This window comes from Streptomyces sp. NPDC087300 (assembly GCF_044744425.1).
GTDB lineage: Bacteria > Actinomycetota > Actinomycetes > Streptomycetales > Streptomycetaceae > Streptomyces.
In genome coordinates this window covers 107,999-127,939 of record NZ_JBIUYI010000002.1, presented here as the reverse complement: position 1 = coordinate 127,939, position 19,941 = coordinate 107,999, and the positions used below count along the sequence as shown (strand labels likewise).

The 19,941-nt window shown below is 72.0% G+C and carries 17 protein-coding genes and 1 riboswitch; of the genes, 9 read left to right on the top strand and 8 right to left on the bottom strand.

Features of this window, described 5'->3' with window-relative positions:
• The first annotated feature begins 118 nt into the window (after positions 1-118).
• A complete protein-coding gene (locus ACIO9J_RS06150) occupies positions 119-1,543 on the top strand; it encodes an FAD-binding protein (RefSeq protein ID WP_401993354.1) in 1,425 nt (474 codons plus the stop codon).
• A gap of 13 nt (positions 1,544-1,556) precedes the next feature.
• The gene (locus tag ACIO9J_RS06145) at positions 1,557-2,312 is read left to right on the top strand and encodes a decaprenylphospho-beta-D-erythro-pentofuranosid-2-ulose 2-reductase (protein ID WP_401993352.1); all 756 of its coding nucleotides are present in this window, start codon (positions 1,557-1,559) and stop codon (positions 2,310-2,312) included.
• A gap of 14 nt (positions 2,313-2,326) precedes the next feature.
• Here the strand turns inward: ACIO9J_RS06145 and ACIO9J_RS06140 are convergent, their stop codons facing one another.
• The 3 genes from ACIO9J_RS06140 to trpS form a co-directional block, all read right to left on the bottom strand.
• Complete coding sequence (locus tag ACIO9J_RS06140; RefSeq protein WP_401993349.1) at positions 2,327-3,583, bottom strand: hypothetical protein; 1,257 nt, start codon at positions 3,581-3,583, stop codon at positions 2,327-2,329.
• A 38-nt stretch (positions 3,584-3,621) separates the two neighbouring features.
• Positions 3,622-4,203, bottom strand: a complete 582-nt coding sequence (locus ACIO9J_RS06135) for a 2'-5' RNA ligase family protein (RefSeq protein WP_401993346.1) — start codon at positions 4,201-4,203, stop codon at positions 3,622-3,624.
• An 83-nt stretch (positions 4,204-4,286) separates the two neighbouring features.
• Positions 4,287-5,300, bottom strand: coding sequence for a tryptophan--tRNA ligase (trpS, locus tag ACIO9J_RS06130; RefSeq protein WP_401993344.1), 1,014 nt, complete (start codon positions 5,298-5,300; stop codon positions 4,287-4,289).
• Positions 5,301-5,389: 89 nt separating this feature from the next.
• Here trpS and ACIO9J_RS06125 point away from each other — a divergent pair, with 89 nt between their 5' ends.
• The 3 genes from ACIO9J_RS06125 to ACIO9J_RS06115 all read left to right on the top strand — a co-directional run bounded on the left by ACIO9J_RS06125 (position 5,390) and on the right by ACIO9J_RS06115 (position 7,664).
• Positions 5,390-5,992, top strand: coding sequence for an RNA polymerase sigma factor (locus ACIO9J_RS06125; protein WP_401993341.1), 603 nt, complete (start codon positions 5,390-5,392; stop codon positions 5,990-5,992).
• The gene (locus ACIO9J_RS06120; RefSeq protein WP_401993338.1) at positions 5,985-6,860 is read left to right on the top strand and encodes a hypothetical protein; all 876 of its coding nucleotides are present in this window, start codon (positions 5,985-5,987) and stop codon (positions 6,858-6,860) included. The genes ACIO9J_RS06125 and ACIO9J_RS06120 overlap by 8 nt, the downstream gene beginning before the upstream one ends.
• A 72-nt stretch (positions 6,861-6,932) precedes the next feature.
• Positions 6,933-7,664, top strand: a complete 732-nt coding sequence (locus ACIO9J_RS06115) for a hypothetical protein (protein ID WP_401993336.1) — start codon at positions 6,933-6,935, stop codon at positions 7,662-7,664.
• Between the two features lie 60 nt (positions 7,665-7,724).
• Here ACIO9J_RS06115 and glyA read toward each other — a convergent pair whose 3' ends face one another.
• The gene (gene glyA, locus ACIO9J_RS06110) at positions 7,725-9,035 is read right to left on the bottom strand and encodes a serine hydroxymethyltransferase (protein WP_401993333.1); all 1,311 of its coding nucleotides are present in this window, start codon (positions 9,033-9,035) and stop codon (positions 7,725-7,727) included.
• A gap of 40 nt (positions 9,036-9,075) precedes the next feature.
• Positions 9,076-9,166, bottom strand: a riboswitch (ZMP/ZTP riboswitch).
• 168 nt (positions 9,167-9,334) lie between these two features.
• Here glyA and rocD point away from each other — a divergent pair.
• Positions 9,335-10,519 (top strand): ornithine--oxo-acid transaminase, encoded by a 1,185-nt coding sequence (gene rocD / locus ACIO9J_RS06105; protein ID WP_401995836.1) that lies wholly within the window; start codon positions 9,335-9,337, stop codon positions 10,517-10,519.
• A gap of 159 nt (positions 10,520-10,678) precedes the next feature.
• Positions 10,679-11,119, top strand: a complete 441-nt coding sequence (locus tag ACIO9J_RS06100; RefSeq protein ID WP_401993330.1) for a hypothetical protein — start codon at positions 10,679-10,681, stop codon at positions 11,117-11,119.
• Here the strand turns inward: ACIO9J_RS06100 and ACIO9J_RS06095 are convergent.
• Positions 11,107-14,487 carry an AfsR/SARP family transcriptional regulator gene (locus ACIO9J_RS06095; RefSeq protein ID WP_401993327.1) on the bottom strand — a complete coding sequence of 1,127 codons (3,381 nt, stop codon included), beginning with the start codon at positions 14,485-14,487 and terminating at the stop codon, positions 11,107-11,109. The genes ACIO9J_RS06100 and ACIO9J_RS06095 overlap by 13 nt on opposite strands.
• Before the next feature lie 151 nt (positions 14,488-14,638).
• Between ACIO9J_RS06095 and ACIO9J_RS06090 the strand changes: the two genes are divergently transcribed.
• Entirely contained in the window at positions 14,639-15,646 is a 1,008-nt protein-coding gene (locus ACIO9J_RS06090; protein ID WP_401993325.1) for an NADP-dependent oxidoreductase, read from the top strand.
• A gap of 31 nt (positions 15,647-15,677) precedes the next feature.
• On the opposite strand, the gene ACIO9J_RS06085 is transcribed toward ACIO9J_RS06090, so the two are convergent.
• Together ACIO9J_RS06085 and ACIO9J_RS06080 are read right to left on the bottom strand one after the other, a co-directional pair.
• Entirely contained in the window at positions 15,678-16,862 is a 1,185-nt protein-coding gene (locus ACIO9J_RS06085; protein WP_401993322.1) for a glutathionylspermidine synthase family protein, read from the bottom strand.
• Between the two features lie 47 nt (positions 16,863-16,909).
• Positions 16,910-17,314, bottom strand: a complete 405-nt coding sequence (locus ACIO9J_RS06080) for a hypothetical protein (RefSeq protein ID WP_401993319.1) — start codon at positions 17,312-17,314, stop codon at positions 16,910-16,912.
• A 160-nt stretch (positions 17,315-17,474) separates the two neighbouring features.
• Here ACIO9J_RS06080 and ACIO9J_RS06075 point away from each other — a divergent pair, with 160 nt between their 5' ends.
• The gene (locus tag ACIO9J_RS06075) at positions 17,475-18,299 is read left to right on the top strand and encodes a hypothetical protein (RefSeq protein ID WP_401995833.1); all 825 of its coding nucleotides are present in this window, start codon (positions 17,475-17,477) and stop codon (positions 18,297-18,299) included.
• A 176-nt stretch (positions 18,300-18,475) separates the two neighbouring features.
• Here the strand turns inward: ACIO9J_RS06075 and ACIO9J_RS06070 are convergent, their stop codons facing one another.
• Positions 18,476-19,894: a PLP-dependent aminotransferase family protein gene (locus ACIO9J_RS06070; RefSeq protein ID WP_401993316.1), complete on the bottom strand. Its 1,419-nt coding sequence runs from the start codon at positions 19,892-19,894 to the stop codon at positions 18,476-18,478.
• Positions 19,895-19,941: the final 47 nt, after the last annotated feature.

The window sequence follows — 19,941 nt, the reverse complement described above, 5'->3', positions numbered from 1 at the left end:
TAGGCAACGCGCCAATATTTACGGCAATGTTGGCTGACACACCATCAATCACCCATTTCGGTGAGGAGATGGATGATTAGGAGCAAAGCACCCTAGTACGGACGATACGGTCTTCCGCATGGCTGCCGACTCCCCCACCGACTCCCTCACCGCCCCTTCGACCAGCTCCCCCGCCGCGGCGCCCGTGGCCACGTCCGACGTCGTGTCCGTCTCCGGCTGGGGCCGCACCGCCCCGACCACCGCCCGGCTCGTCAGACCGCGCACACAGGAGGAGGCCGTCGCCGCGGTGCGCGACTGCGGGGAGCGCGGCGGCATCCCCCGAGGCCTGGGCCGTGCCTACGGAGACGCGGCACAGAACGCGGGCGGCGCCGTCTTCGACATGACGGGCCTCGACCGGGTGCACGCCATCGACGCCGACGCCGGCACGGTCGTGTGCGACGCGGGGGTCTCGCTGCACCGCCTGATGGAAGTGCTGCTGCCCCTCGGCTGGTTCGTACCGGTGACTCCGGGGACCCGCTATGTGACGGTCGGCGGGGCCATCGGCGCCGACATCCACGGCAAGAACCACCACGTCTCGGGCTCCTTCGCCCGGCACGTACGCGCGATGGACCTGCTCACCGCCGACGGCACGGTCCACCGGGTCACGCCCGGCGCTCCCCTGTTCGACGCCACGGCGGGCGGCATGGGCCTGACCGGCATGATCCTTTCGGCGACGATCCAACTCCAGCCCGTCGAGACGTCCTTGATGAGCGTCGACACGGAACGTGCGACGGACCTCGACGACTTGATGACCCGTCTGACCACCACCGATCACCACTACCGCTACTCGGTGGCCTGGATCGACCTCCTGGCGCGCGGCGCGGCCATGGGGCGCTCGGTCCTGACCCGCGGCGACCACGCCCCTCTGGACGCGCTCCCGGCGCGGGCACGCACGCGTAGAGCCCCCCTGGCGTTCCGCCCCGGCCAGCTGCCCGCCGCCCCCCCGTTCGTACCGGAGGGCCTCCTCGGCAAGGCGTCGGTGGGCCTGTTCAACGAGCTCTGGTACCGCAAGGCGCCCCGCTCCCGCACCGGCGAGCTACAGAAGATCTCCACCTTCTTCCACCCTCTGGACGGCGTCCCGCACTGGAACCGCATCTACGGACGCAGCGGTTTCGTGCAGTACCAATTCGTCGTCGGATACGGCAAGGAGGAGGCCCTGCGCCGCATCGTGGCCCGCATCTCGGAGCGCGGCTGCCCCTCCTTCCTGGCCGTACTCAAGCGCTTCGGAGAGGGCGATCCCGGCTGGCTCTCCTTCCCGATGCCCGGCTGGACCCTCGCCCTCGACATCCCGGCGAACCTGCCGGGACTCGGCTCCTTCCTCGACGAACTCGACGAGGAGGTGGCCGCCGCCGACGGGCGCGTCTACCTCGCCAAGGACTCGCGGCTGCGGCCCGAGATGCTCACCGCGATGTATCCGCGGCTCGACGACTTCCGCGCCCTGCGGGCCGATCTCGACCCGCGCGGCGTGTTCCGCTCGGACCTCTCCCGCCGCCTCGCCCTCTAGGAGACCGGTACTCATGAAAGACGCATTCGGCACCCCCCAGTCCCTGCTCGTCCTCGGCGGCACCTCCGAGATCGGCCTGGCCACCGCGCGCCGCCTGGTGGCGCGCCGCACCCGCACCGTGTGGCTGGCCGGACGGCCGTCGGCGGCCCTGGAGAAGGCCGCCGCCGGGCTGCGCGACATGGGCGCGGAGGTGCACACCGTCGCCTTCGACGCCCTCGACTCCGAGTCCCACGAGGAGTCCCTCGGCAAGATCTTCACCGAGGGCGACGTGGACATGGTGCTGCTCGCCTTCGGCATCCTCGGCGACCAGGCGCGCGACGAGGACGAGCCGCTCGCCGCGGTGCGCGTCGCGCAGACCAACTACACCGGGGCGGTCTCTGCGGGGCTCGTCTGCGCGCGGTCGCTCCAGGCCCAGGGGCACGGCTCCCTGGTGGTGCTCTCCTCGGTGGCGGGCGAGCGGGCCCGCCGTTCGAACTTCATCTACGGCTCCAGCAAGGCCGGCCTCGACGCCTTCGCCCAGGGCCTCGGCGACGCGCTGCACGGCACCGGCGTGCACGTCATGGTCGTCCGCCCCGGCTTCGTACGGTCGAAGATGACGGCGGGCCTGGAGGAGGCGCCCATGGCGACCACTCCGGAGGCGGTGGCCGAGGCCATCGAGACGGGCCTGCGGCGGCGCTCGGAGACGGTGTGGGTGCCCGGGGCGCTGCGGGTCGTCATGTCGGCGCTGCGGCACGTGCCGAGGCCGGTGTTCCGGCGGCTGCCGGTCTAGGCGAGCGTCGCCGGTCAGTCGCCCCGACGGGGTTCGTACGTGGCGACGGCGGGCAAGGTCAGCGGGTTGCCGCTCTGCGTCACATAGACCTTGCCCGCGCCGACGAACTTCCGCGTCCCCGGCACCTGCACGATCGGGTCGAGCCAGAGCCGTTGCCTGCTCTGGGCCGTGATCTCGCCCTGCACGGGCAGACGCGGCCAGGAAAGCTTGGTACAGCGGCCCTGCGGCGAGCGGTAACGGCCCACTCCGAAGAGGAGCCCTCCATCGGCACCGTGCGTGTAGATGTCCCTGGAGAGGCACGGATCCTGTTCGGCGCGCTTCTCCTGGTGCCAGCGGGAACCGTCCCAGCGCAGCAGGATGTGCTCGATCTTGGGCTCCTGCTCGACCTCTCCGTGGTTGAAGTCGTGCGAGCCGTACGCCCACGCCTCCTTGGGAGAAACCACCTCCACGCCGTCCAGGGAGGCCCCCGCCTCGGGCGGAACGGGGTCGGGGAAGCGGTAGGTCGGCGTCGGCGTGATCTTCCAGGAGGAGCCGTCCCAGTGCATCGCGGCGGGCTGATTGAGCTCGCCGCCCTCGCCTCCCACCCCGGGCCCGCTGGAGCGGAAGCCGACCGCCCACAGATCGTCGCCCGCCGCACCGCCCAGCGCCGTGGCATCGGCGGGCAGCTCATGGACGCTCCAGCGGCCGCCGTCCCAGTGGTAAGCCTGCTGCTGACCGCTCAGCGCCCATACGTCGTCGGGGGCGAAGACCTTGGTGTCGACGACCGCGCCGGGCGGGCTCGGCACCCGCTGCCAGCCGCTGCCGTCCCAGCGGGCCACGCTCACCGAGGCGGCGTCGTGGCCTGATGCGAAGAGCCACACGTCGTCCGGACCCGAGGAGTCGAGCCGCGGCTGGAAGATGTTCCCGTCGAGTACGGCGGGCGCCTGCTGCCGCTGCCATTCGCCGCCTTCGTAGTGCAACAGATACTGATCGTCCGGGTCGTCCATGGCACCGTCGCGCCGCTCGTAGCCCGCCGCCCAGATGTCGTCGGCGGACGTCGCGGTGACGGCGGTCAGCTCGCCGTCGGCCACCTTGTCCACGTACTTCAGGGACCACGATTCGCCCTTGGCGGGCGCGGCGGCACCGGTCGAGGAGCCGCCGGAGCCGTCCTTGGGGCCGTCGTGGGCGGAGCCGCAGCCCGCGGCGGCCAGGGCCAGCGCGGCGAGCACCGCGGCGGTACGCCACGCACGCGTGGCGTTCGGTACGGCACGGGCTGCCGCGATGGTGCGCATGGATCCCCCCGGACACGGTCCGCCGAGGGCGACCCCCGTCAGCGAGCGGGCAGCGTACCCCGGGCCGCCGGGGCCGGGGCCTGAGGGGGCACTACGGGGCCGCCGAAAACGAACTCGCGTAGCTTGCGCCAGACGCCGTCCGAGCCCTGCTCGTAGAGGGCGAAGCCGGTGCAGGGCCACTCGGCCTCGTACTCCGAGAGCTCGTGGTACGCCCGGTCCATCGCCTCTTCGGAGATGCCGTGCGCCACCGTGACGTGCGGGTGGTACGGGAACTGGAGCTCGCGCGCCATCGGTCCCGACGCGTCCCGCACCCGCTCCTGGAGCCAGGAACAGGCCGCGCCGCCCGAGACGACCTGCACGAAGACGACGGGCGAGAGCGGCCGGAAGGTGCCCGTCCCCGAGAGCCGCATGGGGAAGGGCCGGCCGGCCGCCGCGACCGACAGGAGATGCGCCTCAACCGCGGGCAGCCCGGACGCGTCCACCTCAGTGGGCGGGAGGAGCGTCACATGCGTGGGGATGCCGTGCGCCGCGGGGTCCCCGAAGCCCGCGCGCCGCTCCTGGAGCAGGCTGCCGTGTGGCTCCGGGACCGCGATCGACACACCGATCGTTACGGTCCCCACGTCGTGCTCCTGTCGTCGTGTTGGTGGGCAGGGGGCGCTGCCGGGCAGCGCGGGTTCGGCTGTGGTGCTCGGTCCTGCGGGACTCAGTGCTTGGCGGGCAGGAAGCCCACCTTGTCGTACGCCTGCGCGAGCGTCTCCGCGGCGACGGCACGTGCCTTCTCCGCGCCCTTGGCCAGGATCGAGTCGAGCGTCTCCGGGTCGTCCAGGTAGGCCTGGGTGCGGTCCCGGAACGGGGTCACGAACTCGACCATGACCTCGGCGAGGTCGGTCTTCAGCGCACCGTAGCCCTTGCCGACGTACTTCTGCTCCAGTTCCGCGATACCCGTACCGGTGAGCGTGGAGTAGATGGAGAGCAGGTTGCTGACGCCCGGCTTCTCCGCCGTGTCGAAGCGGATCACCGTGTCGGTGTCGGTGACGGCGCTCTTGACCTTCTTGGCCGTGGCCTTGGGCTCGTCGAGGAGGTTGATCAGGCCCTTCGGCGTGGACGCCGACTTGCTCATCTTGATCGACGGGTCCTGAAGGTCGTAGATCTTCGCCGTCTCCTTGAGGATGTACGGCGACGGCACGGTGAACGTCTCGCCGAAGCGGCCGTTGAACCGCTCCGCGAGGTCACGCGTGAGCTCGATGTGCTGGCGCTGGTCCTCGCCGACCGGGACCTCGTTGGCCTGGTACAGCAGGATGTCCGCGACCTGGAGCACCGGGTACGTGAAGAGACCGACGGAGGCGCGGTCGGCACCCTGCTTGGCGGACTTGTCCTTGAACTGCGTCATGCGGGAGGCCTCGCCGAAGCCGGTGAGGCAGTTCATCACCCAGGCGAGCTGCGCGTGCTCGGGCACGTGGCTCTGGACGAAGAGCGTGCAGCGCTCCGGGTCGAGACCTGCGGCGAGCAGCTGAGCCGCGGCGAGCCGGGTGTTGGCGCGCAGCTCCGCGGGGTCCTGCGGAACCGTGATCGCGTGCAGGTCCACCACCATGTAGAAGGCGTCGTGGGACTCCTGCAGTGCCACCCACTGACGTACGGCACCGAGGTAGTTGCCGAGGTGGAACGAGCCGGCGGTGGGCTGGATTCCGGAGAGCACACGGGGACGTTCAGAGGCCATGGTCCCCATTCTCTCAGGTGACTCTCATAGCTCGGAAACAGGTCTGTGACGGGTGGGAACCGATCGTGTCCGGCCGGTGTATCAAGAGTGTGAGGACACAGGGGGAGGTCCTGGAGGGGGGCCGCGTCGTCGACGAGGGTGCGGTGATCGCCCGTGTGCGCGCCGGAGAGCCGGAGGCGTACGCGGAGTTGGTGCGTGCGTTCACCGGCATCGCCCTCAGGGCGGCGACGGCACTCGGAGCGGGATCGGACGCGGAAGACGTGGTGCAGCAGGCCTTCTTCAAGGCGTACTGCTCACTGGGGCGGTTCAGGGACGGCTCGGCGTTCAAGCCGTGGCTGCTCGCGATCGTCGCCAATGAGACGAGGAACACAGTGCGTTCGGCGGTCCGGCAGCGGTCGGTCGTCGGCCGCGAGGCGGCGCTCGCGGAGGCGGAGCCGCTGATACCGGAATCGGCGGACCCGGCCGTGGCGGCCCTGGAGGACGAGCGCAGGACGGCGCTGCTCGCCGCCCTGGACCGGCTCAGTGATGATCACCGTCTGGTCGTCACCTACCGCTATCTCCTGGAGATGGACGAGGCGGAGACGGCCGAGGCGCTGGGCTGGCCGCGGGGCACGGTGAAGTCCCGGCTGAACCGCGCGCTGCACAAGCTGGGACGGCTGCTTCCCGAGGAGGGGGGTGAGGGACATGAGTGAGCGGCACCACGGCGGGGACCACCGGGGCGAGGCGGCCGATCCGGAGCGGCTGCGCCAGGAGCTGCGGGCGCTCGGCCGGTCGCTGGACGCGCACGGGGCGAGCGGCGAATCGATGGCCGAGCGGGTCATCGCGCAGATACTCGCGGAGAAGATCCCGCCTCCCGTGGCCGAGCCGACCGGCCCCGCGGAGCGGCTGCGCGGGCTGCTCCGCAGGCTGCGGCGCGCCCTGCGGAGACGCTGGCGGGCGGTGACGGCTGCGCTGTGCGGGCTACTCACGGTGCTCGCGCTCACGCCTCCGGTGCGGGCCGCGGTCTTCGAGTGGTTCGACTTCGGCGGTGTCGAGGTGCGGTACGACCCATCGGCTGCCCCACCCACCCCGACCGGCAAGGCCGGCGTGCCCGCCTGCGCCGATCCGGTGCCGCTGCGCGAGGCCCGGCGCCTGGCCGGGTTCGCGCCCGCGGTCCCGGACACGCTCGGCACACCGGACGCGGTGTCGGTGACGCGGGGGTCGGACGGCCGGACCCTGCTCAGCCTGTGCTGGCGGCAGGACGGCGGGACGATACGGCTAGACGAGTACCCGGCAAGCCTGGACCCGGGCTTCGGCAAGACCGTGCCGGTCATGCCCGAGTGGCTCGACGTGGGCGGGGCGGAGGCGCTCTGGTTCGCCGGACCGCATCGGCTCACCCTGCGACTGACGGACGAGGACGGCGACCAGTGGCGGCGGACCGAGCGCACGGCGGGCCCGACGCTGCTGTGGACGCGCGACCGGGAGCGGCTGACGCTGCGGCTCGAAGGGGTGGAGTCGAAGAAGCGGGCGCTGAAGATCGCCGAATCGGTTCGATCCGGGTCGCCGGAATCGGGAACCTGAACGGCTCGGCCGGTGTACCAGAAGTGAACCGGCGCGGAGGGGCCGCGCCGTCGGGCGGCTGGGGGATCGGACATGGGGACGACAAGGGGTGTGTGCGGATCAGCGGTAGGCCTCGCGGCGGCGACGGCGCTGGTGGTGCTGAACGCGCCGCAGGCGGTGGCCGGCGGACCGACGAGCGTGCTGCTGGCCGCACCGGAGAGCGCGAAGGCGGCGGCGTTGTACAACAACGACGCGAGGTACAGCCAGTTGGAGCGCTCGCTCGAACCGGCCAGTGCGATGAACAAGCCGGGCGAGAATCCGCCGGGCCTGGAGATCGGCAAGAGCACCCGCCAGATCAACATCACCTGGATGCTCCACGACGTGCAGACGTGGCGCGTGGACCGGGTCTATCCACCACTGCCCGGCCAGAAGAACGCGAACGTGTGGGTGCACCGCTCGACGGACGTCGTATCGCTCAACGGCACCTGGTACAAGGCCAAGGACCCCAAGCGCCTGAGGTCCCTGTTCAAGGAGCTGGGCCTGATGGGCAAGGCGTCCGCCGAGGGCTATTCCGGGATCGCGCCGGACTCGGAGGAGACACCGGCACCGACCGCCTCCGAGACGGACCAGCAGGCGGCTGCCACGACGGGCGGCGGCGGAGGCAATTCCGGCACCGAGTGGTGGTGGGCGATACCGGGCGCCGGGGCCGGCGCGGTCGCCGCGCTGCTGCTGCGCGGACCGGTGACCGAGGGCTTGGCGGCGGCGACGGCATGGCGGCGCCGGCCTCATGAGCCGGGCCCCCGCCAGGAGCTGCGGGACCAGTGAGCCGCCGTCCGCCGCCCCGGCCGGGCAGGCGGCGGGGGCGGCGGACGGTCCTGCGGCGGGTCAGTCGGTCGGCAGGCCCGGGGCCGGGTGGGCGGCCATCAGGTCGGCGACCTCGGACCTGATCTTCGTCAGGGCGCCCTCGTCACCGGCGCCCGCGGCGGCGACTCCGCGGTCGATCCAGTCGGCGACGGTCGCCATGTGCTCGGGGCCCAGTCCGCGCGAGGTGAGGGAGGGCGTGCCGATGCGGACGCCCGAGGGGTCGAACGGCTTCCTCGGGTCGAAGGGCACGGTGTTGTAGTTCACGACGATCCCGGCCCGGTCCAGGGCCTTGGCCGCGATCTTGCCGGGGACGTCCTTGGGGGTGAGGTCCATCAGGATCAGGTGGTTGTCGGTGCCGCCGGAGACCAGGTCGAAGCCGCGGGCGAGCAGGGCTTCGGCTAGGGCCTTGGCGTTGGCGACGACCGCGTGGGCGTAGTCACGGAAGGAGGACTGGGACGCCTCGTGCAGGGCGACCGCGATGGCCGCGGTGGTCTGGTTGTGCGGGCCGCCCTGCAGACCGGGGAAGACCGCCTTGTCGATGGCCTTGGCGTGCTCCTCGCGGGACATGAGCATCGCGCCGCGCGGGCCGCGCAGGGTCTTGTGGGTGGTCGTGGAGATGACGTCGGCGTGCGGTACGGGTGAGGGGTGCGCGCCGCCGGCGATGAGTCCGGCGATGTGCGCGATGTCGGCGACCAGGACGGAGCCGGCCTCGCGGGCGATCTCGGCGAAGGCGGCGAAGTCGATGGTGCGAGGAAGGGCGGTGCCACCGCAGAAGATCAGCTTGGGGCGTTCCTTGAGGGCGAGGTCACGGACCTCGTCGAGATCGACGAGACCGGTGTCCTGGCGCACGCCGTACTGCACACCGCGGAACCACTTGCCGGTGGCGGAGACGCCCCAGCCGTGGGTGAGGTGGCCGCCCATCGGCAGGGCCATGCCCATCACGGTGTCGCCGGGCTCGGCGAAGGCGAGGTAGACGGCGAGGTTGGCCGGGGAGCCGGAGTAGGGCTGGACGTTGGCGTGCTCGACGCCGAAAACGGCCTTGGCGCGGGCGATGGCCAGGCGCTCGACGGGGTCGATGTTCTGCTGGCCCTCGTAGTAGCGGCGGCCCGGGTAGCCCTCGCTGTACTTGTTCTGCAGGACGGTGCCCGAGGCCTCCAGGACCGCGCTGGAGACGTAGTTCTCGCTGGGGATCAGCCGCAGGGTGTCGGCCTGGAGCTGCTCCTCGGCGCCGACCAGGGCGGCGAGTTCGGGGTCGGTGGCCGCCAGTGCGGGATGGATCGACCGAGAGCTGGGCCCAGAACTGGGCCGAGAGGAAGAAGAAGGGAGAGTCATGGCGTCCTCCGGGGCGAGCGGTGAGTGTCCGGTCGTGGTCCCGGGGTGCCCAGGCGGGCGGCACCTCGAAGGTTCTGCCTCGCACGGCTTCCTCGGGGTCCGTTCCCCGCGCGCCAGTCGCCGTGCTGTAGGGGCCACCTTAGCTGGCGCGCCGATACGGCATGTTTCTTCGTCCGCGATGCGAGCGACGATAGAAATTGGGGCGCCACACCCGCCTCAGCCGCACGACGAACGGAGACCCCGTGTCGACCACGCCAGCTGCCTTTGCGTCATCACCGTCGTCATCGGCCACCGAAGCGATGATCGCCTCGGCCGAATCGCACAGCGCGCACAACTACCACCCGCTGCCCATCGTGGTCGCCTCGGCCGAGGGCGCCTGGATGACCGACGTCGAGGGGCGCCGCTACCTCGACATGCTCGCCGGATACTCGGCGCTCAACTTCGGGCACGGCAACCGCCGTCTGATCGATGCCGCCAAGGCCCAACTGGACCGGGTGACGCTCACCTCGCGCGCCTTCCACCACGACCGGTTCGCGGAGTTCTGTACGCGCCTCGCCGAGCTCTGCGGCAAGGAGATGGTGCTGCCGATGAACACCGGCGCGGAGGCGGTGGAGACCGCCGTGAAGACCGCGCGGAAGTGGGGGTACCGCGTCAAGGGCGTGCCGGACGGCCAGGCGAAGATCGTCGTCGCGGCCGACAACTTCCACGGCAGGACCACGACGATCGTCAGCTTCTCCACCGACGAGGAGGCGCGGGCGGACTTCGGTCCCTACACGCCGGGGTTCGAGATCGTGCCGTACGGCGACCTGGAGGCGTTGCGGGCCGCGGTCACCGACAACACCGTGGCGGTGCTCCTCGAACCGATCCAGGGCGAGGCCGGGGTGCTCGTGCCGCCGCCGGGATATCTGGCGGGCGTACGGGAGTTGACCCGGGAGCGCGAGGTCCTGTTCATGGCGGACGAGATCCAGTCGGGGCTCGGCAGGACGGGGCGAACGTTCGCGTGCGAGCACGAGGGCGTGGTGCCGGACGTGTACGTGCTCGGCAAGGCGCTCGGGGGCGGGGTCGTGCCGGTCTCCGCGGTGGTCGCCGACGTCGATGTGCTCGGGGTGTTCAAGCCGGGCGAGCACGGGTCGACGTTCGGCGGCAATCCGCTCGCCTGCGCGGTGGCGCTGGAGGTCATCGACCTGCTGTCGACGGGTGAGTTCCAGCAGCGGGCGACGGAGCTCGGTGAACATCTGCACACGGAACTGGGGCTGCTCACCGGCACGGGCAAGGTGACGGAGGTGCGCGGGCGCGGGCTGTGGGCGGGCGTCGACATCGCCCCGTCGTACGGCACGGGGCGGGAGGTCTCGGAGAAGTTGATGGAGCGCGGGGTGCTGGTGAAGGACACCCACGGTTCGACGATCCGGATCGCTCCCCCGCTGGTGATCAGTAAGGAGGACCTGGACTGGGGGCTCAATCAGCTGCGGGAGGTGCTGAGCTAGGCCGACTTCCGGCATTAAGTCACCATCGCCCCTTTCGGGACGTTAGCCCCTGGCAAGTCGCTCCCGTTTCCGCATAGCTTTGCTTCTCTTTTGTCCGGATTGGTGAAGCTGTGCGGGGTGGGTTCTGTGGGGGTACGGGCGTGGCATTGGGGAGCACTGGTGGCGGCGGCGCTGCTGCTGTTCGCGGCCTGCCAGTTCGCACTCGACGAGGAGGACAAGGCTCCCCGGTACGTCAAGGACGGCACCTCCGACCTTGAACTGAGCGTCACCGGGCGGCCGATGCCCGAGACACTGGCCGTCGTCGAGAAGGCCCTGGTGCGGTTGAAGAAGCGGGACGCCGACGGGCTGGCCGAGCTGGCGGAGGACGACAACGGGGCGAAGCAGACCGCTCGGGCCTGGGTGAAGGAGTGGGGGGACGCGGCACAGCAGCCGGTCGTCGTGGACTTCGACGACGACACGATCAGCACCTGGACGGCCGAGCTCCGGTTCAAGGGGGAGTCCGAGCCCCTGTCGATCGACCTCAAGCACAAGGGTGAGGGCAAGGGGGACCCCAGCCGTGAGTTCGGGATCATCATGAAGCCCGGGTACTACGACAGCTGACGGGGGTCGGGGCTGGCCTCGGACTCAGCCTCAGTCACGTCAGCAGAGCTGAACGCGGCGTCGAAGGCCTCGGGGCCGAGGGCCGCGCGGATGCGGTGGAGGGCGCGGTCGACGTCCTTACGTTCGGCGGGTGGCAGCGGTGCGCCCTCAGCTTCGCGGATGGCGGTGGCGGTGCCGAGGAGTCCGGCGGCGTGGCTGTGGTCGTGGGCCAGGGAGCGGGCGCCCGCGAGGCCTTCCAGGGCAAGGGCCACGGCGCGTTCGTCGCCCGTGGCGCGGGCCACGGCGAGGCTTTCGCGGTGGAGTTCCTCCGCTCGTGGGGCGTCACCGCGTTGTTCGGCGACGTAGCCGAGCTGGGCGAGGATCAGGGCCATCCCGGAGTCGACGCCGAAGCGGCGGTTGAACTCCAGCCAGGGCAGCAGGAGTTCCTCCGCCACGTCCAGTTCGCCGCGGTGGCGGGCGCCGATGGCGAGGCCCGTCTCGGCGAACTGCTGGGCGGGGCGGTGTGACTGCTGGGCGGCCAAGCGGGCGGCGCGCTGGTGGTAGTCGGTGGCGGCGAGGTCGTCGCCGGTGAGGAGGGCGAGCCTGCCGAGGCGGGAGAGACGGAAGGAGAGGTCGGTCCAGAGTTCGAGTTCTTCGGCGCCGCGCATGCCGTCGCGTTGGAGGCGGGCCGCTTCGTCGTAGTCGGCGGCGATCTCGGCGAGCACGCCGAGTTGTTCGGATGACTGCAACTGGCCCCATCGGTCGCCGAGTTCGGTGAAGAGGGCGGCGCTGCGGGTGGCGTTGTCGCGCAAGGCCACGAGGTCGCCGCGGTAGAGGGCGCGGGTGGCCCGGGTGGAGAGGGTGGCGGCCTCGCCCCAGCGGTCGCCCGCGGCGCGGAACTCGGCGAGCAGCGCGTCGACCCGGGCGGTCTCGCCCGGCGTGTGGTCGAACCCGCAGCGGGCGAAGGCGAGCAGCCAGCGGGAGTTGGCGTCGGCCGGGGTCGTGGTCTCGCGTTCGCACGTACTGCCGTGGGCGCAGGCGGGCTCGCCGGTCAGCAGGGCGAAGGCGGCGTGGGCCGTGGCGGCGGCGGTGCGGGCGGGGTCCGACGAGGGCAGGCTCAGGGCACGGTCCAGGGAGCGCATGGCTTCGCGGAGGCGGCCACGGAGGAACCAGTACCAGGTCAGGGCGTTGACCAGGCGTAGGGCGGTGGGGGCGTCGGAGTCGGTGAGCGACCAGTCGAGGGCGGCGCGGAGGTTCGCCGTGTCGCGGTCGAGGCGGCGCAGCCAGGTCCGTTGTCCGGGGCCGCGCAGGGCCCCGGACGCGCTTTCGGCGAGGGTGGCGAAGTGGTGGGCGTGGCGGCGGCGTATCGCGGTGGTCTCGGCCGCGTCGTCGAGGCGTTCGAGGCCGTACGCGGTGACGGATTCGAGCATGCGGTAGCGCGGCTCAGAGGTGTCGGTCGTGTCGGTCGTGTCAATCGAGCCGGACGTACCGGTCGAGCCGGTCGCCCCGGATGTACCGGTCGCGCCGGTCGCGCCGGTCGCGCCGGTCGTGTTCGGTACGAGGAGGGAGCGGTCCACGAGGCGCGTCACCAGGTCGAGGACGTCGTCGTCTTCGCTGGATCCGGCTTCCGGCGTGGTCAGTACCGCTTCCGCGCCGTCCAGTGTGAAACCGCCGCCGAAGACCGCGAGTCGGCGCAGGGCACGCTGTTCCGATGCGGTCAGGAGCTCCCAGCTCCAGTCGATCATCGCGCGCAGGGTGCGCTGGCGGGCCGGGGCGTCGCGGCGTACCTGGTTCAGGAGGCGGAAGCGGTCGTGCAGGCGGTCGGCGAGGGCGTGCACGCCGAGGGCGCGTACGCGGGTGGCGGCGAGTTCCACGGCGAGCGGGATGCCGTCGAGGCGGCGGCAGATGAGGGTGGCGGCCTCGCGGTTGCCCTCGTCCAGGGCGAAGCCGGGCGCGGCGGCGGCGGCACGGGCGGCGAAGAGCCGTAGCGCGTCCTCCTCGCCGAGCGGGGCCACGGCCTCCAGCGTCTCGCCGGTCAGGGCGAGCGGCTCCTGGCTGGTGGCGAGGACGCACAGGTGCGGCGCGTGGCGAAGGAGTTCGGCGGTCAGTTCGGCGACGGGGCCGAGGACGTGTTCGCAGTTGTCGAGGACAAGGAGGAGGCGACGGTCCGCGAGGGCCCGCCCGAGACGCTCGGCCCCCTCCCCTCCCTTGATTCCCTCCCCGTCCTTGGTTCCCTCCCCTCCCTCGGGCTCCGCCGGGCCCGCCGGGGCGTCGTCGCGGATGCCGAGGGCCGCCGCGACCGTGGCGGTCACCTCGCCCCGGGTGCCCGCGAGTTCGGCCAAGCGGATGCCGTCGGGAAAGTTCTCCGCCAGGCCCGCCGCCGACTCCAGGGCGAGGCGGGTCTTGCCGACGCCGCCGGGCCCGGTGAGGGTGACCAGGCGGCGTCCGGACGTGGTGATCAGTTCGCGTATGCGCTGGACCGACCGTTCGCGGCCGACGAGGTCGGTGACCTGCGCGGGCAGGTTGGTGAGCGGCCGCTCCACGGCGGGAGGGGCTGACGCGCCGGTAAGGGCCGACACGGTGGGAAGAGATGACGCGGCGGGTCCCGGCGCCGACAGGGACGCGTCCTGGCGCAGCATCGCCGCGTGCAGGGAGGCCAGTTCGGGGCCGGGGTCGATGCCGAGTTCGTCGGCGAGGCGCAGCCGCAGTTCGCGGTAGGAGTCCAGGGCCTCGGCGGGACGCCCCGATCGGTACAGGGCGCGCAGGTAGGTTCCGCGCAGCCGTTCGCGGAGGGGTTCGCGGGCGACCAGAGGTGCCAACTCATCGGCCAGAAGGGTGTGTTCGCCGAGGTCGAGGCGGAGTTCGGCCAGCGTCTCCTGGGCGGTGAGCCGCTGCTCGTCGAGGCGCGACGCCGTCTCGCGTACGAACGCGGCATCGCGGAAGTCGGCGTACGCGGGGCCGCGCCACAGTGCCAGGGCGTCGGTCAGGAGTGCCGCTTTCGTACGAGGATCGGCGCCCGTGTCGTACGCACGCGAGGTCAGCGCCGCGAAGCGGTCGGCGTCCACGTCCCCGTCCACATCCACGCCCACGCCCACGCGCGTGATGCGCAGCTCGTACCCGGCGGGACCGTGTGCGACGAGCGCCCGGCCGCCCGGCTCGGCCGCCTCCAGGGTGCGGCGCAGCTGGGAGACCTTCGTCTGGAGGGAGTTGGCGGGCGACGAAGGGAGGCGGTCTCCCCAGAGGTCGTCGACGAGCGTGTCCACCGGGACGGGGCGGCCCGCCCGCACGAGGAGCGCGGCGAGCAGCGCGCGCACCTTCGGCTCGGGGGAAGGCACGGCCGTCCCGTCCTCCGTGCGCACCGTCAGCGGGCCAAGCACCTCGAATCGCATGGGGTCACGTTAATTCGGGGCCCTACCAGCGCTGACGGCGGTCCGTGCGTGGACCGTCGGCGTTCCGTGCGCGTCCCCCGGCACGGTGTTCCTGTGATCGCGACCCCGCGATCACAGGAACAGCAGCCCCCGCCCCGGACCAGGAGCCACCATGAACCTCTCCCGCGAAATCCGTCTCGCCGCCCGCCCTCAGGGCCAGCCCACCGCCGCCGACTTCGCGTTGGCGACCGTCGAGGTTCCCGGCGAAATCGCTGACGGGCAGATCCTCGTACGCAACACCTGGATGTCGGTCGACCCGTACATGCGGGGCCGGATGGACGATGTGCCGTCCTACATCCCGCCGTTCCGGCTGGGCGCGCCGCTGGAGGGCAGCGCGGTCGGCGAGGTCGTCGCGTCCAACGTGCCGGACGTGCCGGTCGGCGCGACCGTCTCGCACTTCCTGGGCTGGCGGGAGTACGCCGTGCTCGACGCGGCCGCCGCGACGGTCGTCGACACCTCGGTCGCACCGGCCGACGCCTACCTCGGCCCGCTCGGTGCGACGGGCCTGACGGCGTACGCCGCGCTGACTCGTACCGCTCCGGTGCGCGAGGGTGATGTCGTGTTCATCTCGGCGGCGGCCGGGGCGGTCGGCAGTGTCGCGGGGCAGATCGCCCGTGAGCTCGGCGCCTCGCGGGTGATCGGCTCGGCGGGCGGGCCCGCGAAGACGAAGAAGCTGCTCGACACGTTCGGCTACGACGCGGCCATCGACTACCGCGCGGGCGGCCTGCCCGAGCAGCTCGCGCAGGCCGCGCCCGACGGCGTGGACGTCTACCTCGACTCGGTCGGCGGCGACCACCTCCAGGCCGCGATCGGCGCGATCCGTCCGGGTGGCCGCATCGCGCTCGTCGGCGCCGTCAGCACGTACAACTCCCCCACGCCGCCGCCCGGTCCTGACAACCTCTTCCAGGCCGCCAAGCAGGAGGCGACGCTGCGCGGCATGCTCGTCACCAGCCACCTGGACCTGTTCCCGGAGTGGATCGGCCGGGCGGTGCCGCTTCTCGCCGACGGCCGTCTGCGCACCGAGCAGACCGTCGTGGACGGCGTCGAGCGAGCGCCCGAGGCGTTCCTCGGGGTGCTGCGCGGAGCGAACACCGGCAAGATGCTGGTCCGCATCCCCTGAAGGAGCTGCCCGAAGGATCCACCTGAAGGATCTAGAGGATCACGTGGGGGATGAAACGGGCGTACTCGTCCGTGATCGGACCCGCCGATTCCCTGATGCCGAGACCCGCCGCCTCGTCCTCGACGACCCACGCGCCGAGGACGACCCGGTTGCCGTCGAAGTCCGGCAGGGGGGCCAACTCCTGGTAACAGCAAGGCTCTTCGCGGAGGACGGGTGCGGCGCCAGGATCGTGCACCGTCACTCCGGCGCCCTCCCTGCCGAGCAGCGGCTTCGCCACGTAGCCGCCCGTGGCGGCCAGCTCGCGCGGTCCGTCCAGATAGGCGGGGAGGAGGTTCGGGTGGCCCGGATAGAGCTCCCACAACACGGCGAGCAGCGCCTTGTTGGAGAGCAGCATCTTCCAGGCGGGCTCGATCCACAGGGTCGAACCGGTGCCGCCGCCGTTGTCTAGGGTCTCCAGGACGTGCGGCGCGAAGCGGTCCGTGGTCAGCCATTCCCACGGGTAGAGCTTGAAGCAACTCCGTATGAACCGGAGCTTCTTGTCCACGAAGCGCCGCGAGAGACGGTCCCAGCCGATGTCCTCCACCGAGATCGACTCGGCGGCCAGGCCCGCCTGTTCGGCCGTCTCGCGCAGGTAGGCGACGGTCATCAGGTCCTCGCCGAGTTCGTCGGCGGCGGAGTGCGCGAAGTACAGCGGGCCGCCGGGCGGCAGCAGCGGGGCCTGCTTCTTCCAGGCGGCGACGAGCCGTTCGTGGAGGGAGTTCCACTGGTCGGCGCCGGGGAAGCGTTCCTCCATCCAGAACCACTGGGGGCTCGCCGCCTCGACCAGGGAGGTGGGGGTGTCGGCGTTGTACTCCAGCATCTTGGCCGGGCCCGTACCGTCGTAGCGCAGGTCGAACCTGCCGTACAGGTACGGGAGTTCGTCCCTGCGGCGCCACGCCTCCGCGACCCGGTCGGCCACCCGGGGATCCGTGATGCCGAGGTCGGCGAAGCGGTCGTGCTCGACGATGTGCTCCGCCGTCGCGAGGCACATCGCGTGCAGCTCCTCGACGACCTCCTCCAGCGCCTCGACCTCGGGGAGCGAGAAGACGTAGTACGCGCTCTCGTCCCAGTAGGGGCGCAGCGTGTCGTCGGGGTAGCGGGTGAGCGGGTAGATGAGCCCCTGGTCCTCGACGGTCCGCTGCCAGCCGGGCCGGGGTTCGATGGTGCGGCGTTCCATGGCGTACGTGTCCGTCCGTCGTACGTGTCGTCCGTCCGTCCGCGCGCTCAGCCGCCGCCGCTGCCGCTGCCCGAGCAGCCGAAGCCGTCGCGGTCCACGGCCTCGCTGCGGCTGAAGGTGCCGTGGTCGGCGTAGCGGCCGTCGACGTCGGAGTCGTAGTACCAGGCGGGTTCGGTACGTCCGGAGCTCTTACCGGTGCCGGAGCCCGACCCCGTGCCGTACGAACCGGAGCCCGCCTTCCGTGCCTTGCCGGCCGACGAGGACCCCGACGAACCCGACGAACAGCTCTGGTCCCCGATGACCTTGTACCCGCGGTAGGCGTCGTAGCTGTCCCGGTCCACGCAGCGCCGGTCCGGGTCCGAGCCGCACGACGTGAGGGCCGCGGCGAGGACGCCCATGCCGCCGAGCACGACCGTGCTGGAGCGCAGCCGTCGTGGTTGCTTCTGTGCCATGTGTCACTGTCCCCCGTCGCGTGCCGCGTACGCGATGCCGCGTACGTCGTCGGCGATCAGCGTAGGGAAAGCCCCGCGGGCCGTGCCAGGCACCTCCACCGGATGTCCCTTGGGTCTCCTTTGACTCACCTTCCTCTACAGTCACTTCGTGTCTCTTGGGATGATTTGCGCGCTCGGCTCCGCGGTCTGCTTCGGCACGGCCTCCGTACTCCAGGCGGTCGCCGCCCGCGCCACCGCGCCCGGCACCGGGTCAGGTGTCGACCCCGCGCTGCTGCTGCGCGCGCTGCGGCAGTGGCGCTACCTCGCGGGGCTCGCGCTCGACGGGCTCGGTTTCCTGTTGCAGATCGTGGCCCTGCGCTCCATCCCGATCTACGCGGTGGGCGCGGCGCTCGCCGCGAGCCTCGCCGTCACGGCCGTGGTCGCGGCGCGGCTGCTGCACGTCCGGCTGAGCGGGGTCGAATGGGGCGCGGTCGGCGTCGTCTGCGCGGGGCTCGCGATGCTGGGGCTCGCCTCGGGCGAGGAGGGCGAGCGCACGGGATCGACGACTCTGCGGTACGTGATCCTCGGGGTCGCGCTCGCCGTCCTGCTCCTCGGCGCGGTCGCGGGGCGGCTGCCCGACCGGGGGCGTGCCCTCGCGCTCGGCCTCGGGGCCGGGCTCGGGTTCGGCGTGGTCGAGGTCGCGGTGCGCCTCATCGACGAGGTCTCGCCGGGGGCGTTGCTGACCAACCCGGCGACGTACGCGTTGCTGGTGGGCGGGGGTTCGGCGTTCCTGCTGCTCACGTCGGCGCTGCAGCGGGGGTCGGTGACGACGGCCACGGCGGGGATGGTGATCGGGGAGACGATCGGTCCGGCTCTGGTCGGGGTCGTCTGGCTGGGCGATCGGACGCGGGACGGGCTCGGGTGGCTGGCGGTTCTGGGGTTCGCGGTGGCGGTGGCCGGGGCGTTGGCGTTGGCGCGGTTCGGCGAGGCGCCGGCTGAGCGGTAGCCGTCCCTACGCCCACGGTTCGGCTCCGGCCCACCGGGGTTTTGCGCAGTTCCCCGCGCCCCTGAGGCATCCGCCCCTACGCCCACCGTTCAGCACCAGCCCACCAGAGATTCGCGCAGTTCCCCGCGCCCCTGAGGCATCCGCCCCTACGCCCACCGTTCAGCACCAGCCCTACGTCAGGGAAGCACTCTGCACAGCGCCTCCAACGCCCCCGCCCACGCATGCTCCGCAGGAGTCCCGTAGCCCACCACCAGCGCGTCTCCCGGGCGTTCCGTCGACAGGGGGTGGCGGAAGCGGGAGAGGCCCTGGACCGCCAGGCGTTCCCAGTTGGCCGCCTGGACTACGGACTGTTCGGTGCCCGGGGGGAGTTCGACCAGAGCGTGCAGGCCCGCCGCGATGCCAGTGGCGTGGGTGTCGGGGGCCCGCTCGGCGAGGGCGGCCACCAGGTGGTCGCGGCGGCGCCGGTAGCGCAGGCGGGCGGCGCGCACGTGGCGGTCGTACGCGCCGGAGGTGAGGAACTCCGCGAGCGTCAGCTGGTCGAGGGCGCCGCAGGAGACGCCCGCCGCGTCCTTCTCGCCGAGCACCTCGTCGCGGAGCCCGGACGGCAGCACCAGCCAGCCGAGGCGCAGCCCGGGGGCGAGGGACTTGCTCGCCGTGCCGAGGTAGACCACGCGCTCGGGGTCCAGGCCCTGGAGCGCGCCGACGGGCTGGCGGTCGTAGCGGAACTCCCCGTCGTAGTCGTCCTCAAGGATCACCCCGCCCTCGCGCCGCGCCCAGTCGACGGCCGCCGCGCGCCGGTCGGGGTGCAGCGGCACGCCCATCGGGAACTGGTGGGCGGGTGTCAGGAGTACCGCCTTCACCGCGTTCACGCCCGCTCCCCCGCCCAACCCGTCCGTGCGGGTGCCCAGTTGGTCGTGGGCGAGCGGTGTGGTGCGCAGGCCGGCGCGGTGCAGCAGGTTCCAGTGGATGTCCAGGCCGTACGACTCGACCTGCACCTGCCGCAGTCCCCGCGCACGCAGCACCCGGCCCATGAGGGAGAGCCCGTGCACGAAGCCGGCGGTGATGACGATGCGGTCGGGGTCGGCGCGCACGCCGCGGGCCCGTGCGAGATATCCGGCGAGCGCCTCGCGCAGTTCGACGCGGCCGCGCGGATCGCCGTACCCGAGCGCGTCGTTGGGGGCCGCGGCGAGCGCGCGACGGGCCGCCTTGAGCCACTCCGCGCGCGGGAAGGCGGAGAGGTCGGGCGAGCCCGGCGTCAGGTCGTAGGTGGGCGCCCCGCCCTTCCTGCGCGGCCGCGCGGCCCGCACCGGCGGCGCGACGGCCCGCTCGGTGACGCGCGTGCCCGAGCCCTGCCGCGCGGTGAGCCAGCCCTCGGCGACCAGATCGGCGTAGGCGTCGGCGACCGTGTTGCGCGCGATGCCCAGGTCGACGGCGAGCGAGCGCGAGGACGGCAGCCGGGTGCCGGGGGCCAGGCGGCCGCCGCGCACCGCCTCGCGCAGCGCGTCCGTCAGGCCCTTGCGGACCCCGCCCCGCGAGGCGCCACCGCCGGTTTCCAGGTGCAGGTCGACGCCCAGAGTGGCCCAAGATTCTCCCATGGAAATGGACCATACCCGTGGGCTACCGCGATCGTAGGCTCGGTTTC